Source organism: Sphingopyxis witflariensis (assembly GCF_002205635.1).
Classification (GTDB): domain Bacteria; phylum Pseudomonadota; class Alphaproteobacteria; order Sphingomonadales; family Sphingomonadaceae; genus Sphingopyxis; species Sphingopyxis witflariensis.
In genome coordinates this window covers 65757-81930 of record NZ_NISJ01000005.1, presented here as the reverse complement: position 1 = coordinate 81930, position 16174 = coordinate 65757, and the positions used below count along the sequence as shown (strand labels likewise).

13 protein-coding genes are annotated in these 16174 nt (G+C 63.0%); 9 read left to right on the top strand and 4 right to left on the bottom strand.

The annotated features are described in order from the left end of the window. Positions 1 to 45 precede the first annotated feature (45 nt). Positions 46 to 1869, top strand: a complete 1824-nt coding sequence (gene lepA, locus CDQ91_RS10865; protein WP_088472756.1) for a translation elongation factor 4 — start codon at positions 46 to 48, stop codon at positions 1867 to 1869. 158 nt (positions 1870 to 2027) lie between these two features. Here lepA and CDQ91_RS10860 read toward each other — a convergent pair whose 3' ends face one another. Beyond that, on the bottom strand, positions 2028 to 3272 hold the full coding sequence (locus tag CDQ91_RS10860) for an MFS transporter (RefSeq protein WP_237245941.1): 1245 nt from the start codon (positions 3270 to 3272) through the stop codon (positions 2028 to 2030). Positions 3273 to 3368: 96 nt separating this feature from the next. Between CDQ91_RS10860 and CDQ91_RS10855 the strand changes: the two genes are divergently transcribed. Continuing rightward, positions 3369 to 4133 (top strand): AraC family transcriptional regulator, encoded by a 765-nt coding sequence (locus CDQ91_RS10855; protein WP_088472755.1) that lies wholly within the window; start codon positions 3369 to 3371, stop codon positions 4131 to 4133. 60 nt (positions 4134 to 4193) lie between these two features. Here CDQ91_RS10855 and CDQ91_RS10850 read toward each other — a convergent pair whose 3' ends face one another. Continuing rightward, positions 4194 to 5777, bottom strand: a complete 1584-nt coding sequence (locus CDQ91_RS10850) for a Na+/H+ antiporter (protein ID WP_088472754.1) — start codon at positions 5775 to 5777, stop codon at positions 4194 to 4196. 342 nt (positions 5778 to 6119) lie between these two features. Between CDQ91_RS10850 and CDQ91_RS10845 the strand changes: the two genes are divergently transcribed. The 3 genes from CDQ91_RS10845 (at position 6120) to CDQ91_RS10835 (ending at position 9609) form a co-directional block, all read left to right on the top strand. After that, positions 6120 to 6896, top strand: coding sequence for an SDR family NAD(P)-dependent oxidoreductase (locus tag CDQ91_RS10845; RefSeq protein WP_088472753.1), 777 nt, complete (start codon positions 6120 to 6122; stop codon positions 6894 to 6896). Then, positions 6893 to 7684, top strand: coding sequence for an enoyl-CoA hydratase/isomerase family protein (locus CDQ91_RS10840; RefSeq protein ID WP_162290834.1), 792 nt, complete (start codon positions 6893 to 6895; stop codon positions 7682 to 7684). Before CDQ91_RS10845 ends, CDQ91_RS10840 begins: the two co-directional genes overlap by 4 nt. Before the next feature lie 80 nt (positions 7685 to 7764). Then, positions 7765 to 9609, top strand: coding sequence for an arylsulfatase (locus CDQ91_RS10835; protein ID WP_237245940.1), 1845 nt, complete (start codon positions 7765 to 7767; stop codon positions 9607 to 9609). Between the two features lie 371 nt (positions 9610 to 9980). On the opposite strand, the gene CDQ91_RS10830 is transcribed toward CDQ91_RS10835, so the two are convergent. Together CDQ91_RS10830 and CDQ91_RS10825 are read right to left on the bottom strand one after the other, a co-directional pair. Further along, positions 9981 to 10577: a hypothetical protein gene (locus tag CDQ91_RS10830; RefSeq protein WP_088472751.1), complete on the bottom strand. Its 597-nt coding sequence runs from the start codon at positions 10575 to 10577 to the stop codon at positions 9981 to 9983. 141 nt (positions 10578 to 10718) lie between these two features. Continuing rightward, complete coding sequence (locus CDQ91_RS10825; protein WP_237245939.1) at positions 10719 to 11339, bottom strand: TetR/AcrR family transcriptional regulator; 621 nt, start codon at positions 11337 to 11339, stop codon at positions 10719 to 10721. Positions 11340 to 11468: 129 nt separating this feature from the next. On the opposite strand from CDQ91_RS10825, the gene CDQ91_RS10820 reads away from it, so the two are divergent. The 4 genes from CDQ91_RS10820 to kdpA all read left to right on the top strand — a co-directional run bounded on the left by CDQ91_RS10820 (position 11469) and on the right by kdpA (position 16171). After that, a complete protein-coding gene (locus CDQ91_RS10820) occupies positions 11469 to 13115 on the top strand; it encodes a sulfatase-like hydrolase/transferase (RefSeq protein WP_088472749.1) in 1647 nt (548 codons plus the stop codon). A 294-nt stretch (positions 13116 to 13409) separates the two neighbouring features. Beyond that, positions 13410 to 14258 carry a TorF family putative porin gene (locus CDQ91_RS10815; RefSeq protein WP_088472748.1) on the top strand — a complete coding sequence of 283 codons (849 nt, stop codon included), beginning with the start codon at positions 13410 to 13412 and terminating at the stop codon, positions 14256 to 14258. Positions 14259 to 14363: 105 nt separating this feature from the next. Continuing rightward, positions 14364 to 14453 carry a K(+)-transporting ATPase subunit F gene (gene kdpF / locus CDQ91_RS10810; protein ID WP_088472747.1) on the top strand — a complete coding sequence of 30 codons (90 nt, stop codon included), beginning with the start codon at positions 14364 to 14366 and terminating at the stop codon, positions 14451 to 14453. Between the two features lie 14 nt (positions 14454 to 14467). Then, entirely contained in the window at positions 14468 to 16171 is a 1704-nt protein-coding gene (gene kdpA, locus CDQ91_RS10805; RefSeq protein WP_088472746.1) for a potassium-transporting ATPase subunit KdpA, read from the top strand. Positions 16172 to 16174: the final 3 nt, after the last annotated feature.

The window sequence follows — 16174 nt, the reverse complement described above, 5'->3', positions numbered from 1 at the left end:
CTTCCCCTGCTGACAGCGCGCCTTTCCGCTGCTAGTGCGCGGCGCATGACCACAGCTTTGTCCCATATCCGCAATTTTTCGATCATCGCGCACATCGATCACGGCAAATCGACGCTGGCCGACCGGCTGATCCAGTTCACCGGCGGGCTGACCGCGCGCGAGATGTCGGCTCAAGTCCTTGATAATATGGACATTGAAAAGGAGCGTGGGATCACAATCAAGGCGCAGACGGTGCGCCTGTCGTACAAGGCGCATGATGGTGAGACCTATCAGCTCAACCTGATGGACACGCCGGGCCACGTCGACTTCGCCTATGAAGTCTCACGCAGCCTCGCCGCGTGCGAAGGCGCGCTGCTGGTCGTCGACGCGGCGCAGGGAGTCGAGGCGCAGACGCTCGCGAACGTGTATCAGTCGATCGAGCATGACCATGAAATCGTGCCCGTTATCAACAAGATCGACCTTCCCGCGGCCGACGTCGACAAGGTGAAGGCCGAGATTGAGGACATCATCGGCCTGCCCGCCGACAATGCGGTGCTCGCCAGCGCCAAGGCCGGGATCGGTATAGAGGAAGCGCTCGAGGCGATCGTGACCCGCATCCCGCCGCCGAAGGGCGACGCGACCGCGCCGCTCGTCGCGATGCTCGTCGACAGCTGGTACGATCCGTACCTCGGCGTCGTCATCCTGATCCGCGTGATCGACGGCGTGCTGAAAAAGGGCCAGCAGATCAAGTTCATGCAGGCGGGCACCACCCATTTGATCGATCGTGTCGGCTGCTTCACGCCGAAGATCGAACAGCTGACCGAGCTTGGCCCCGGCGAAATCGGCTTCATCACCGCGCAGATCAAGGACGTCGCGCAGGCGCGCGTCGGCGACACCGTCACCGATGCGAAAAAGCCCGCGGCACAGGCGCTGCAGGGGTTTAAGGAAGTCCAGCCGGTCGTTTTCTGCGGCATGTTCCCGACCGACGCGAACGATTTTGAGAAATTGCGCGAATCGATCCAGAAGCTGCGCCTCAACGACGCGAGCTTCTCGTTCGAAATGGAAAGCTCGGCCGCATTGGGCTTTGGCTTCCGCTGCGGTTTCCTCGGCCTGCTCCACCTCGAGATTATTCAGGAGCGGCTGACCCGCGAATATGACCTCGACCTGATCACCACCGCGCCGTCGGTGGTGTATAAGCTCAAGCTTGGGCACACCAAGAATGAGGATGCCAAGGAGATCGAGCTCCACAACCCCGCCGATATGCCCGATCCCAACCGCATCGACGAGATTGAAGAGCCGTGGATCGAGGCAGTGATCTACGTCCCCGACGAATATCTGGGGTCGATCCTGAAGCTGTGCCAGGACCGGCGCGGGGTGCAGAAGAATCTGACTTATGTCGGCGGCCGCGCGCAGATCACCTATGAACTGCCGCTCAACGAAGTCGTGTTCGATTTCTATGACCGGTTGAAGAGCATCAGTCGCGGTTACGCCAGCTTCGACTATCACCAGATCGGCCACCGCCCCGGCGACCTCGTCAAGATGAGCATCCTCGTCAACAACGAGCCGGTCGACGCGCTGAGCATGATCGTCCACCGCGGCACCGCCGAAACCCGCGGCCGCGGCATGTGCGAGCGGCTGAAAGACCTGATTCCGCGTCACATGTTCAAAATCCCGATCCAGGCCGCGATCGGCGGTAAGGTAATCGCCCGCGAAACGATCGCCGCGCTGCGCAAGGACGTGACCGCCAAATGCTATGGTGGCGACGCGAGCCGCAAGAAAAAGCTGCTGGAAAAGCAGAAAGAGGGCAAAAAGCGGATGCGCGAATATGGCAATGTGAACATTCCGCAGGAGGCGTTTATTGCGGCCCTGCGGATGGGTGACGACACCTAGTCCGCTTTTTTCATCCAGCCAGAATGAGGGCCGGTGGGCGGATCCAGCGAAGCTGCGGATAGCTTCGATCCGTCCATCCGGCCCATATCGTCGCGATCCGATGGTTGAGGGGTTTCTTTGCCGCCTTGCGGCAAACACCAGTCGCCCCGGCAGCCAATTCAGATGGTTCGTCGATGCTCGTCGGAGCGCGGCAGCAGGAACGTCGCGAGGCCCAGCAGGGGCAGGTAGGCGCAAAGCTTGTACACCCAGACGATACCATAGATATCCGCAAGCTGGCCGAGGCCGGCCGCGCCGATCCCGCTGATCCCGAACATCAGGCCGAACATCAGTCCCGACACCAGCCCGACGCGGCCCGGGACGAGTTCCTGAGCATAAACAACGAGCGCGGCGAAGGCCGACGACATGATCAGGCCGATCGAGATCGCGAAGATCGTCGTCCAGAAAAGATTGGCGTGCGGCAGGATCATCGCGAAGGGCGCGACCCCAAGGAAGGAAACCCAGATAACGGCTTTGCGGCCTATGCGATCCCCCACCGGTCCGCCGGCGAAGGTTCCCGCTGCAATCGCGGCGAGGAAGCAGAAGAGATAAAATTGGGATTCGCGCGCGGTCAGGTCGAACCGTTCGATCAGATAGAAGGTGAAATAATTGGTGAAGGCGCCGATATAGATGAACTTGGCGAACATCAGGATGCCGATCGCCGAAAGCGCGCGAATGATTTCGCGGCGGCTGTGCGGCGAAACCTGGGAGGCGGCGGGCGCGCTGGCCTGCGCCCGGCTGTGCTGCACCCGCCAGCGCGTGACGCCGAAGAGCACCCAGATTGCCGCAATGGCGACGAAGGCGAGCCAGCCGACCGCAGTCTGCCCGAACGGCAGGATGATCACCGACGCGACGATGGGGCCGAGGGCTGAGCCCGTGTTTCCGCCGACCTGAAATGCCGACTGGGCGGTTCCAAAGCGACCGCCCGATGCCATGCGCGCGACACGCGAGGCCTCCGGGTGGAAGGTCGCCGATCCGACGCCGATGATCGCGGACGCGAGGATCAGCGCCGAATAGCTGTCGGCTATCGCGAGGCCACCGATGCCGACCAGCGTGACGATCATGCCCAGCGGTAACAGATAGGGCAGGGGGCGCTTGTCGGTATAAAGACCGACCCACGGCTGGAGAAGCGAGGCCGTGAGTTGATAGATGAGCGCGATCCAGCCGATCTGGCCGAAGCTCAGATGATATTTCTCCTTGAGCATCGGATATATCGCCGGGAGCACGGCCTGGATCAGATCGTTCAGAAGATGGGCAAAGGCGACGGCGCCGACGATCTGCACCACAAGCTTCGGCCCATCCTGACGCGGTGCTGCGGGAGGCGCGATGTTGGGGGAGAGGGGCAGGTTGGCGGTGGTATCGGTCACGATCGGATCTTTCGGCTTTCGGGAAGCAGGCCTTTAGCAAGGGCGTTTCTTTCCCGCTTGCTTGTATGAGCCAATCATTTGTGTGAGTGGGACAGAATGGACTATTATCCGGACGAGAATGATCATGTGGCCCGGCCGGTCATCGCGATCGGCCACGACTATCCGGATTCGTTCGAACTGGCCGAGCATCGGCACCGTCGCAGCCAGTTTCTCTATGCCGCGACGGGCGTGATGGCGGTCAGCACGCCAGCAGGGGCATGGGTCACGCCGCCTCAACGCGCGGTCTGGATTCCCGGCGGCACCCCGCATTCGGTGCGTATGGTGGGCGCGGTGCAGACGTGCAGCGTTCTCGTCGAACCCGGGGAATGCCCCGGGCGGGGAGCCGAATGTCAGGTCGTCGGCGTGTCGTCGCTGCTTCGCCAATTGCTCGGTGCCGCCGCCCATGTCCCCCCCGAATATGACGCCACCGGGCGCGATGGGCTGGTCATGCATCTGTTGATGGCGGAAATTGATGTTGCGCCGCTGATTCCGCTGGCGGTTCCCTTCCCGTCGAATCCGGCGCTTGCAAGACGATGCCACGCCTTCCTTGAACGGCCGAGCGCTGCCGCGACGATCGACGAATGGGCGGATGCCATGGGGATCAACCGCCGCAGCTTCACGCGGCTCTTCCGGCGCGAGACGGGGATGAGCTTCGCCGAATGGCGCCAGCAGGCCTGCCTGTCGGTCGCCCTCCCGAAATTGGCGGCGGGAGAGGCCGTCACGTCAATTGCCTATGATCTTGGCTATGACGGCCCGGGCAATTTCTCCACGATGTTCAAGCGCGTGCTGGGTATTCCGCCGAGCCGCTATCGATTGCCATAATATGTGCGAGGTCGCTTTCGCCTGCCGCTCTCATGCGGCGTGCAAGAAAATGGGCCGGTGCTAATCGCCGCGCTGAAAAGTGATCGTCAATTCTTCAACGTCGAGGTCGCGCTCCAGTTCGTGGAGCACTTCGTCTTCGATCAGTCCGGCCCGGTGAATCCGGATCAGTTCCGTGCGCCCGGCCGCGATGGCTTGAAGCAGGACGTCGAAATGCGGACGCAGATTGTCCATCGCGGCGCTCGCATCTTCTTCATAGCGCTCCATGAAGCGCATTCGCTTGCGATGTTCTTCGAGCATCTGCGGGTGGATGAGCGTCCCGTCGGGGGCATAAGCGAGTTCCTCGATGACCGCCATCCGCGCCCGCGCCATCGCCGCTTCGGCGGCGGGCATTGCCATTTTCGCCAGTGGGTCGGTGTCGACCGGGCGGACTTTGCGGATCAGCGCGCCAAGGCTCGACCCTTGCGCGACGACCGTCGCGAAGATCACCGCGAAGGCAGAGATTAGCATCAGGTCGCGGCCGGGCATGTCGACGGGCAAGGTCAGCGGAACCGCCAGCGTCACGACACCGCGCATTCCCGCCCAACCGAGGATCGTAGCCTGTCGCCATCCCAGCGGGCGGGCGCGTTTCAGTCCCGCTTTGCGCGCGATTTCAAGGATGGCCTCCGACGCGAAAATCCAGACGAAGCGCGCGATGGTGACGGTGAGCACGACCGCGATGATGACCTGGACCCACGAAGTCGGGATCGCCCCGATCCCGCCAACCCGTTCGATGGCGCCGCGCAGCGAAAAGCCGATCAGGATGAAGACGAGCGCTTCGAGGACGAACACCATGATCTGCCACGCCGAATTGGCGCGAAGGCGGACGTCGGCCGACAGGATCACATGCTGATACCAGCCCATGGCGAGCCCGGCGGTGACGGTCGCGATGACCCCCGAAACATGGACGGCTTCGCCGGCGAGATAGGCGGCCCAGCACAGCAAGAGGGTGATGAGCATGACCAGCATCCGGTCGCCGAAGCGCCTCGCGAGAAATACCCAACCGGCCGCGACCGCGGCGCCGACGATCACGCCGCCGATCGCGACAAAGGCAAAGCTCTGGACTGCTTCGCCCGTATGAAAGACTCCGCTGAGGGTCGCCGCGACGGCAAAGCGGAACAGGATGAGCCCGGTCGCATCGTTGAGCAGGCTTTCGCCTTCGAGCAAGGCTTCGAGCCGGCGGGGCAAGTGCACGCCTTTGAGTACCGCGCGCGCCGACACCGCATCGGGCGGCGAGACGATCGCGCCCAGTGCAAAGCAGGCCGCCCACGGCAGTTCGGGAATGATCCAGTGGACGACGACCCCGACGACAAGCGTGGTGAAAACTACGGCGCCGACGGCGAGCGACAGGATGCCCGGCAGGTGACGCCGGAAGCGGCCGAGCGCGGTGTAATAGGCGCCGTCCATCAACAAGGGTGGTAGAAAGAGGACGAGCGCGAGTTCGGGATCGAGCGAGATCGCCGGTAACCCCGGGACGAAAGCCAGCGCGCCGCCGCCGACAAGGAGGGCGGTCGCGGGTGGCCAGCGCAGCTTCAGCGCCAGCCAGTGAAGTCCGATGACGAGGACCAATAGCCCAAGAACAAGTTCGAATGCTTCGACGCCGTGCATGGGCTTAGCTCCGATCCATCAGGGCGCCGAACGATGATGTCATGTGAAGGCCCCTTTTCCCATCACATATGGTTCGACCATATCTGCCGTCACTTGCCGCGACGATCAATGGGCTCCGCAGGTTTCTGCCGGAAATGTCGAAGGGGAGGGGGAAGTTTTGTCCCCCGTCCGCTGCGCTTGGCAGCTGCGACGGGGGAGAGGTTGTGTGTGCACGATGAGAACAATAAGGGAACAAATGATCGCCGTCAACCCCTTTCCGTACCGTTACCCGGCGCGTCATGTCAGGTTGACGTAAACGTCAATCGACGCCAAGGCATCGCAAGCAGCGAAGGAGAGAGACAGATGGCCGAGCAACCCAAATTCGATCTGACGGGGCGCGTTGCGCTCGTGACCGGCGCTTCGTCAGGGCTGGGTGCCGGCTTTGCCAAGGCGCTTGCGGCGTCGGGGGCCAAGGTCGTGCTCGCGGCGCGACGCGCCGACAAGCTCGCGGAACAAGTGGCAGCGATCGAGGCTGCGGGCGGGCAGGCGGTTGCGGTGTCGATGGACGTCACCGACGAAGCGTCGACCATCGCCGCCTATGATGCCGCCGAGGCCGCCTTTGGCACCGTCGATACGATCATCGCCAACGCCGGCGTCGCGACCGAGAAGATGGCGCTGAGCCTCGAGATGGACGAGGTCGATACGCTGATCGCCGCCAATTTGCGCGGCGTGTTCCTGACCGCGCGCGAGGGCGCGAAGCGGCTCGACAAGGCAGGTGCCCGTGAAAAGGGCCACGGCCGTATCATCCTGATCGGATCGATCACCGCCGAGAAAATCTATGCCGCGTCTTCGATGTATGGCGCGACCAAGGCGGCGGTCCGTCACCTCGGCCGCAGTCTGGCGCGCGAATGGGCGCGGCGCGGGATCAATGTGAACATCATCCAGCCGGGATATTTCGATTCGGAGATGACCGGCGATATGCTCGCGAGCGACGTCGGCAAGGCGCTCGTCGCCAGCTTCCCGCGCCAGCGCACCCGCCCCGCAACCGACCTCCATGTGCCTTTGCTCTTTCTGGCGTCGGATGCGTCGATCGGCGTGACCGGTAGCGTGTTCACCATCGACGACGGGCAATGCCTGTGAGCAGCGCGCTGCTGATCGAGACGCGCGGGGCGGTCGAGATTGCGACGCTCAACCGGCCCGACAGCCTCAACGCGCTGAACGAAGCGCTGGTCGACGAGCTCAATGCCTATTTCGGCGGGCTCGCCGAGCGTCCTGAGGTTCGCGTCGTGATTCTGCGCGGCGCCGGGCGCGGCTTTTGCGCCGGGCTCGACATTCGCGAGGACCGGGCGAGCGACGAAACCCCGGTGCTGCGCACGCTGCGCACCCAGACGCGCATCGGCAATATCTATCGCAAGATGCGCGCCTGTCCGCAGCCGATCATCGCGCTCGGCCAAGGCGCGGCGTGCGGCGGCGGGCTGTCGCTGCTGCTCGCATCCGACGTGCGCTATGGCGCGCCGTCGCTGAAGCTCAACGCCGCTTATATTCGCATCGGGCTTGGCGGCTGTGACATGGCGTCGAGCTATTTCCTGCCGCGGCTTGTCGGCGCGAGCCTTGCCGCCGAGATGATCCTGACCGGGCGCTTCATCGACGCCGAGCGGGCGCTGCGCGCCGGGCTGATCAGCGAGATCGTCGACGAGGATGCGCTGCTGACGCGCGGCCTTGCGCTCGCCGACGAGATGCTCGCGACCAGCCCGCACGGCCTGCGCCTGTCGAAGCAGGCGCTGAACCTAAACATCGACGCACAGAGCCTCGACGCCGCGATGGCGATCGAGGACCGGCAGCAGGTGATCCTGTCGGCGACCGAGGACCATAAGGAAGCGCTCGCCGCCTTCCTCGAAAAGCGCGCGCCCAATTACCGCGAACGATAGGCGCACGCCTTTGATAACACGCCCCTTGCTACGGGGAATATATTGACATAAGGACTGCCAATATCCTCGGGGGAGGAGTGATGGCAGTGCGCTTGTTCAATTGGGGGATGGCCCGGCCGCTTGGCCGAGGGCCCGGGCGCGCTGCCATCATCATTTTTGCTGCGCTGCTCGCGGCGCAGCCAGTGCAGGCTCAGCGCGCCGCCGCGCCGCCGCAGCGCCCCAATATCGTCCTCCTGCTTGCTGACGATTGGGGGTTCAGCGATGTGGGCGCCTTTGGCGCCGAATTTGCGACCCCGAATATCGACGCGCTCGCGCATGCAGGGATGCGTTTTTCCAATTTCCATGTGTCGGGTTCCTGCTCGCCGACGCGCGCGATGTTGCAGACCGGGGTGATGAACCACCGCGCCGGGCTCGGCAATATGCCCGAAACCATCCCCGACGCGCATCGCGGCAAACCGGGGTACGACACGGTGATGAACCACCGCGTCGTGACCATTGCGCAGTTGCTCCGCGCTTCGGGCTATCGCACCTATCTGACCGGCAAATGGCATTTGGGCAGCGACCCGACCCGGCTTCCGGAAGCGCGGGGCTATGATCGTGCCTTCAGCCTCGCCGATGCGGGCGCCGACAATTTCGAGCAGCGCCCGATCGAGGGGATGTACGACACCGCCGCCTGGACCGAAAATGGCAAGCCCGCGACGCTGCCCAAGGATTATTATTCGTCGCGCTTCGTCGTGCAGAAGATGCTCGACTATATCGATGCCGACCGCAAAAGCGGCAAACCCTTCTTCGCTTCGATCAACTTCCTCGCCAACCATATCCCGGTGCAGGCGCCCGACAGCGATATTGCCCGCTATTCGGCGATGTATCAGGATGGCTGGACGGCGCTGCGCGAAGCGCGGGCGAAACGCGCTGCGGCGCTCGGCATCATGCCTGCGGGGACGCCGATGGTGACGATGCCGACGACGCCCGACTGGAAGAAGCTCGATGTCGACGAGCGCACCGCTGCGGTGCGCGTGATGCAGGCCTATGGCGCGATGGCGACCGCGATGGACCGCGAGGTCGGGCGCCTCGTTGCACGGCTGAAAGCCAGTGGTGATTATGAGAATACGATCTTCGTCTTCCTGTCGGACAATGGCGCCGAGCCGACAAACCCGTTCCACAGCCTGCGCAACCGCTTGTTCCTGGGCATGGAATATGACCTTGCGACCGCGAACATCGGCCGCCGCGGCAGTTTCAGCGCGATCGGTCCGGGCTGGGCGAGCGCCGCCGTATCGCCGCTGTCGGGGTACAAGTTCAGCGCGACCGAGGGAGGGCTGCGCGTCCCGCTGATCATCGCCTGGCCGGGTAGCGCGAAAATCCGCACGGGCGCGATCAGCAGCGGTTTCGCGCATGTCACCGACATATTGCCGACACTGATCGATCTGGCCGGGGTGCCGGGCCATGGCGGCACATGGCAGGGGCGCAGCGTCGAGCCGGTTGCGGGGCGCAGCCTTGCGCCGATGCTCGGCGACGGCGGCAAGAGCAGCGTCCATGGCGACGCGCCGCTCGGGTATGAATTGTCGGGCAATGCTGCGCTGTTCCGCGGCGATTACAAGCTGGTGCGCAATCTGGCGCCGACCGGCGACGGGAAGTGGCGGCTGTTCGATATCCGCCGCGATCCCGGTGAAACGCGCGACCTGTCGGCCGCGATGCCCGATCGTTTCGCCGCGATGCGCGCAGATTATCGGGCTTATGCGAAGGCGAACGGCGTGCTCGACATGCCCGCGGGCTATACCGCTGACGAACAGATCAACCGCTACGCCTTTGAGCAGCAGGGCAAGAAACGTCTGATCAAGCTCGGGCTGTGGGTTGGCGGGATATTGGTGCTGTTGTCCGCGCTTGTCTGGGGGCTTCGGCGGCGGCGTCGTGCCCGCCAAGCCTAGGCGGCGCGCACAAATTCATATTCGTCACAATGGCTGTTTTGGGGTGGAGAAGCGCCATTGCCTTCTTTCGTCATCCCGGGTTGGATCCCGGTTCGGGTCGGCGCAAGGACCGTGTAATCATTCCAAAGTTCAGCAAAGTTCAGCCCTATGCATCGCCCGTTCTGGACCTTACGGCGTGCTGGACGGACCCGGCGCGTCGCGTCTTGGCTGCACCCGACCGTTCGGGTAGCGACCGCCTTTATCCAACAATTCAAAGAGCCGGGATGGAGGCTGGCACAGCCGGATTATGTAGGACAGCGTTTTTTTTCGAGCGGCAGATGTCGGCTTTGGGGTGGAAAGCGGACCAATCCTAGCCCCTTCAGTGAGGGCATCTATTCGACATCAGCTAACTCTTTGGTGAGCAGCGAGAGCAACTCGCTCTGTGTCGCCGAAAAGGGCTTCACGGGCTTACAAGGCGGCATTGTTAGTGCAGTTTGCATCATGTTGAGCGACTTCGCTTTCATGGCCGGATTTTTAGCGACCGCTACATATCCGCGTGCTGCCCCAACGTTGTTGAGCGCGGCGCACCTTGCAAGCGAAGCAGCATCCACGACAATCAAACTATGAGCTTTTCCCCAATCGGCGATCAACTTATCGAGGGAGAAAGGGTATGGTTCGCCATCGGCCATCTGCAAACAGCCTTCTAATGCTGGCAAGAACAGTTGGCTATTGGGGTCACGCTCATTCTGTTCCGGGGTCTGAACGTCGCGCCAATGCAAATGATACTCGGCGTATCCGCGTGTTTCCTTTGGGTGCCGTGAAAGCGTGCATGATAAAAGCTGCTCATAATCACCGGTGCTAAAGGCGCGAGGCTTTGCGTTCCAATCGAGCTTGGCAGCGCCCTTTGGCTGTTGATCCACCGTAGGGGACTGCGCGACAGCCGAATTGGCCAACGCAACGGAAAGCATCACCATAAACAACATCTTCATTGTCAGCCCCACTTTAATCAATCGCTCCTTCTACCCGTAGTGGCGAGCCGAAGCGAGATGATCTCGTTCTATTACGCCATCTCGCGATGTCCGCAATTGGTCGTTAGCTGCCAGCCGGATCAGTCCACGCCGCCCGCGCGATCACCCCTCGGCGGGCAGCGTTGCGATCAGCGCCTCGACCATATGCGCGGTCACCGTGCCCGCTTCTTCGGACGACAGGCTCTGGTCGTGGCGCAGCGCGCGCCAGTTCTGGAACGACAGGGTGGCGCATAGCGCCTCCGCCGTGATGCGATGGCTCAGCACATGGGCGGGCAGCAGGCGCAGCACCAGTTCGCGCTCGATCGTGATGACCTGACCATATTGGCCCATCAGAAAGGGCGACTGGTAGCGTTTGATGTTCGCGGCAAGGCGGAAGGGCAGCATCGTCTCGAACACGCGGACGCGGCGCCGCGCGAGTTCGCGGATATGCGCGCGCCAGTCGTCGCCGGCATAGGGGGCGATGACGATCGGGAGCACCCGCTCGGCGATCGTCGCCGATATCTCGCCGTAGAGCGAATCCATATCGTCGAAATGGCGAAACACGGTGCGCAGGCCGATGCCGGCCTCTTCGGCCACGCGTGCGGCGCTGGGCATCAGGTCGCCGCCCGCGATCAACTCCATCATCGCCTCGACGATGCGGCGGTGGCTCGACCGGCTGCGTTCGCGCCGGCCGTCGACACGCGCGGAGGCAGCCTTTGGCTTGATCGTTTTTTGCTCTCCCATTGTCATATGCCCTCCGCTGGCCCGGTTTTCCGCCGGGGTCAATGGGCCACGCCAAAGCCGGTTGCGCGCGCCGGAATATAATGACACATATAGTGCCATAATATGGACCATGTGGGAATGGGTGGGGCGATGAAAAAGCGGTGGGTGGCGCTGGGCGTGGTAGCTGCGCTGGCGGCGGGCGGATATTGGGGCTTTCAGGTGAATAAATATCGCCTGCCCGGGTTGCTCCAGGACTGGCGCGATCCGGTGCAGGACAACCGGCCGGTCGTGTGGCAGCAGGGGCCGGCGAAGGCGCCCCCCAGTCCGCCTGGGGGCAAACGCCCGCCGAACATCATCCTGATCGTTGCCGATGATCTTGGGTTCAACGACATCAGTCTGAATGGCGGCGGGGTCGCGGGCGGGATCGTTCAGACCCCGAATATCGACGCGCTGGCGCGGCAGGGGATGAATTTCACCACCGCCTATGCCGCCAACGCGACCTGCTCGCCGTCGCGCGCGGCGATGATGACGGGGCGCTACCCGACGCGCTTCGGCTTCGAATATACTGCGGTGCCGGTGCAATTCGCCGAAAATATGGCGCATGGCGAGGGGGTGGGGCCTTTGCAGCCGATATTCCACGGCGATCTGATCACCCCCGACATTCCCGATTATCCCGACATGGGCGTCCCCGCGAGCGAGGTGACGATTGCCGAGGCGGTGAAGGCGGCGGGCTATCACACATTGCATATCGGCAAATGGCATCTCGGTGAGGCTCCGGCGCTGCAACCGCAAGCGCAGGGCTTCGACGAAAGCCTTGCGGTGCTCGGCGGCGCGGCGATGTTCATGGCGGAGGATGACCCCGATGTCGTCAATGCGAAGCTGCCGTGGGACCGCATCGACCGCTTCATCTGGGCCAATTTGCGTCATGCCGTCACCTTCAACGGCAGCAAGCGTTTCCACCCCAAGGGGCATATGACCGACTATTTCGCCGATCAGGCGATGACGGCGATCGAGGCCAACCGGAACCGGCCCTTCTTCATGTATCTGGCCTTCAATGCGCCGCACACGCCATTGCAGGCGACGCGCGCCGACTATGACCGGCTGCCGCAGATCAAGGATCACAAGACCCGCGTCTATGGCGCGATGATCGCGCAGCTCGACCGGCGCATCGGCGATGTGATGGCGAAGCTGAAAGAGCAGGGGATCGACGACAATACGCTCGTCATCTTCACCAGCGACAATGGCGGTGCCTGGTATAATGGCATCGAACATCTCAACGCGCCGTATCGCGGATGGAAGGCGACCTTCTTTGAGGGCGGCATCCGCACCCCACTCTTCATGCGCTGGCCGGCGAAAATCGCACCCGCGACGCAGCGTGCCGACATGACCGGGCATATCGACCTGTTTGCGACGATCGCCGGCGCGGCGGGGGCGGCGGTGCCGGGCGACCGGCGGATCGACAGCGAGAATATTCTCGCGGGTTCGGCGAAGCGCGAGGCGCTTTACTGGCGATCGGGCGACTATCGCGCGGTGCGCGCGGGCGACTGGAAATTGCAGGTGACGAAGCGCCCCGAACAGGCGCGCCTCTATAATCTCGCCGTCGATCCGACCGAAAAACATGATCTGGCGGCGTCCGATCCGCAGCGGGTCGCGCAGATGCGCGCGATGCTGGTGGCGCAGAACAGGGATATGGCGAAGCCGATCTGGCCAGGGCTGATCGAGGCGCCGGTGCGGATCGACGTGCCGCTCAACGCGCCGTGGAAGGATAGTCAGGATTATGTCTACTGGACCAACTGACGGCGCTCTCTATCGTCATTGCGAGCGAAGCGAAGCAATCTTCAGCCATCGAACTTGCGCATGGTCGATAGCTGGAGATTGCCGCGTCGCTTCGCTCCTCGCAATGACGAGCATCACCGTCACACCCTAACCGCTCCGGCGCGCGAACCGACAATAATCGCGTCAGCATATGCAAAACATATGCGGATGGCCGAATTCGCTCTCGAATTGAAATGCCCGCCCCACCTAATTGAGCCCCCTCAAGATTCGCATTCCGCACCGATTGGCGGTGCCGGAGTTGCGAATGGGGGACTTATGCACACATATCTGTTTGTACCGATGATCGGCCTCGCGGGCTTCGCCGCGGCGCCAGCCTATGCGCAGTCTGAAGAGGCCGCCCCTGCGATCGTCGTCAGCGGTTCGGCGGCGCTGACCTCCGACTATCGCTTTCGCGGCGTGTCGCAGACCGACGAGAATATGGCGGTTCAGGGCGGGGTGACGATCACCCACGAAAGCGGTTTTTACGCCGGGGCGTGGGCGTCGAACCTGTCGAGCTGGGGCACGTTCGGCGGTGCCAATATGGAGCTTGACCTGATCGGGGGGTATAAGGCGAAGCTGTCGGACAATGCCACGCTCGATGTCGGACTGACCTGGTATATGTATCCGGGCGGCGCGGACAAAAGCGATTTCGCCGAACCCTATGTCAAACTGACCGGCACCGCCGGACCCGCGACGCTGACCGCGGGCGCGGCTTATGCCCCGAAACAGCAGGCGCTTGGCCGCTGGTATAATACGGGCGCCGACGCTGCGCTGGGCGTATATAATCACCCCGGCGACAAAGAGGATAACCTCTATGTCTGGGGGGATGCTGCGATGGCGATCGCGGGGACGCCGATCACGGCCAAGGCCCATATTGGACATAGCTCGGGTCACGACGGGCTCGGCCCCAATGCGACCGCGCTGACGCCTACCGGCAATTATTGGGACTGGTCGATCGGCGCCGATGCGACGTGGCGCAATCTGACGCTGAACGTCAGCTACGTCGATACCGACATTTCCGCAGCCAAGGCGGATTACCTCCAGCCCGGCTTCAGCAAAGGCCAGGATGGCATCGGATCGATCGCCGACGCGGCGGTCGTCGTGTCGCTGACCGCGGCATTCTAGGAAGGAACGAAGATGCAGGATCTGCTCTGGATTTCGATACTGGCCGGACTGCTGGCGGCAACGCTCGCCTATGTCCGCCTGTGCGACAATGCGTGAGGTGACGCCATGACCATCGACCTCTGGCTCGCCGCGATCACCGCGATCGGTCTTCTTCTCTATCTCGTGGCGGTGCTGATCCGCCCCGAACGCTTCTAGAAGGGAGCGCCCGTATGACCATTCAGGGATGGATCCTCATCTTCGCCTTTATCGGCATCTTGCTCGCGCTGACCAAACCGGTCGGCCTATGGCTTTTCGCGCTTTACGAAGGGCGCCGAACCCCGCTTCACGCGCTACTCGGCCCCGTCGAGAGCGGCTTTTACAAGCTCGCTGGCATCGACCCCAATGCCGAACAAAGCTGGCGCCGTTATGCGGTGCACATGCTCCTCTTCAACTTCACGCTCTTGCTGTTTACCTATGCCGTGCTGCGGCTTCAGGGTGTGCTTCCGGGCAATCCGCAGGGGCTGGCCGGGGTCGGCGAGCATCTGTCGTTCAACACCGCGATCAGTTTTACGACCAACACCAACTGGCAAAGCTATGGCGGCGAATCGACGATGTCGAACCTCAGCCAGATGCTGGGGCTGACGATCCACAACTTCCTGTCGGCGGCGACGGGCATCGCGCTCGCTTTCGCGCTGTTTCGCGGCTTTGCACGGAAGTCGGCGACGACAATCGGCAATTTCTGGGCCGATGCGACGCGGGTGACGCTCTATTTGCTCCTGCCGCTCTGCGTGTTGCTGACGATTTTCTACATCGCCAATGGCGTGCCACAGACGCTGGCGGGCGTGGTCGATGTCTCGACGCTTGAAGGCGCCAAACAGTCGCTTCTGCTCGGCCCGGTGGCCAGCCAGGAAGCGATCAAGCTGCTCGGCACCAACGGTGGCGGCTTCTTCAACGTCAACAGCGCGCATCCGTTCGAAAACCCCAATGCGCTGACCAACCTCGTGCAGATGCTGTCGATCTTCCTGATCGGCTTCGGCCTGACCTGGACCTTCGGCAAGGCCGTCGGCAACACGCGTCAGGGCTGGGCAATTCTTTCGGCGATGCTCATCCTGTTCGTCGCCGGTGTCAGCATCACATATTGGCAGGAAGCCGCGGGCAACCCGATCCTGCATCAGCTCGGCATCACGGGCGGCAATATGGAGGGCAAGGAAGTCCGGTTCGGCATTGCCGCGTCGGCGCTCTTCTCGGTCGTCACCACCGCGGCATCGTGCGGTGCGGTCAATGCGATGCACGACAGCTTCACCGCGCTCGGCGGCATGATCCCGCTGTTCAATATGCAGCTCGGCGAAGTCGTCATCGGGGGCGTCGGTGCGGGCATCTATGGCTTCCTGTTGTTCGCCATCCTCGCGGTGTTCGTCGCCGGGCTGATGGTCGGCCGGACGCCTGAATATGTCGGCAAGAAGATCGAGGCACGCGAAGTGAAGCTCGCGGTGCTGGCGATCGCCATCCTGCCGCTCACCATCCTTGGCTTCACCGCGCTCTCGTCGGTGGCCGAAGCGGGGCTGGCCGGGCCGCTCAACAAGGGCCCGCATGGCTTTTCGGAGATCCTCTACGCCTTCACCTCGGCGGTCGCGAACAATGGGTCGGCCTTTGCCGGTCTGACCGCGAACACGCCCTGGTATAATGGCTTGCTCGGTGTGGCGATGTGGCTTGGCCGCTTCTTCATCATCGTGCCCATGCTGGCGATCGCCGGGAGCCTCGCGGCGAAGAAATATACGCCCGAGAGCGCAGGGTCGTTTCCGACCACCGGCGGCCTTTGGGTCGGCCTGTTGGTCGGGATCATTCTGATCGTGGGCGGCCTTACCTTCCTGCCGAGCCTCGCGCTCGGTCCCATCGCCGATCATCTCGCGATGATCAGCGGTCAAACCTTCTAAGCG

Bases quoted from the DNA above. Each gene is read 5' to 3' on its own strand.
- CDQ91_RS10835 (WP_237245940.1), top strand. From the start codon at position 7,765: ATGGCAGTGCGCTTGTTCAATTGGGGGATGGCCCGGCCGCTTGGCCGA.
- CDQ91_RS10815 (WP_088472748.1), top strand. From the start codon at position 13,410: ATGCACACATATCTGTTTGTACCGATGATCGGCCTCGCGGGCTTCGCC.
- kdpF (WP_088472747.1), top strand. From the start codon at position 14,364: ATGACCATCGACCTCTGGCTCGCCGCGATCACCGCGATCGGTCTTCTT.
- CDQ91_RS10855 (WP_088472755.1), top strand. From the start codon at position 3,369: ATGGACTATTATCCGGACGAGAATGATCATGTGGCCCGGCCGGTCATC.
- kdpA (WP_088472746.1), top strand. From the start codon at position 14,468: ATGACCATTCAGGGATGGATCCTCATCTTCGCCTTTATCGGCATCTTG.
- CDQ91_RS10845 (WP_088472753.1), top strand. From the start codon at position 6,120: ATGGCCGAGCAACCCAAATTCGATCTGACGGGGCGCGTTGCGCTCGTG.
- CDQ91_RS10825 (WP_237245939.1), bottom strand. From the start codon at position 11,339: ATGGGAGAGCAAAAAACGATCAAGCCAAAGGCTGCCTCCGCGCGTGTC.
- CDQ91_RS10830 (WP_088472751.1), bottom strand. From the start codon at position 10,577: ATGAAGATGTTGTTTATGGTGATGCTTTCCGTTGCGTTGGCCAATTCG.
- CDQ91_RS10820 (WP_088472749.1), top strand. From the start codon at position 11,469: ATGAAAAAGCGGTGGGTGGCGCTGGGCGTGGTAGCTGCGCTGGCGGCG.
- lepA (WP_088472756.1), top strand. From the start codon at position 46: ATGACCACAGCTTTGTCCCATATCCGCAATTTTTCGATCATCGCGCAC.
- CDQ91_RS10850 (WP_088472754.1), bottom strand. From the start codon at position 5,777: ATGCACGGCGTCGAAGCATTCGAACTTGTTCTTGGGCTATTGGTCCTC.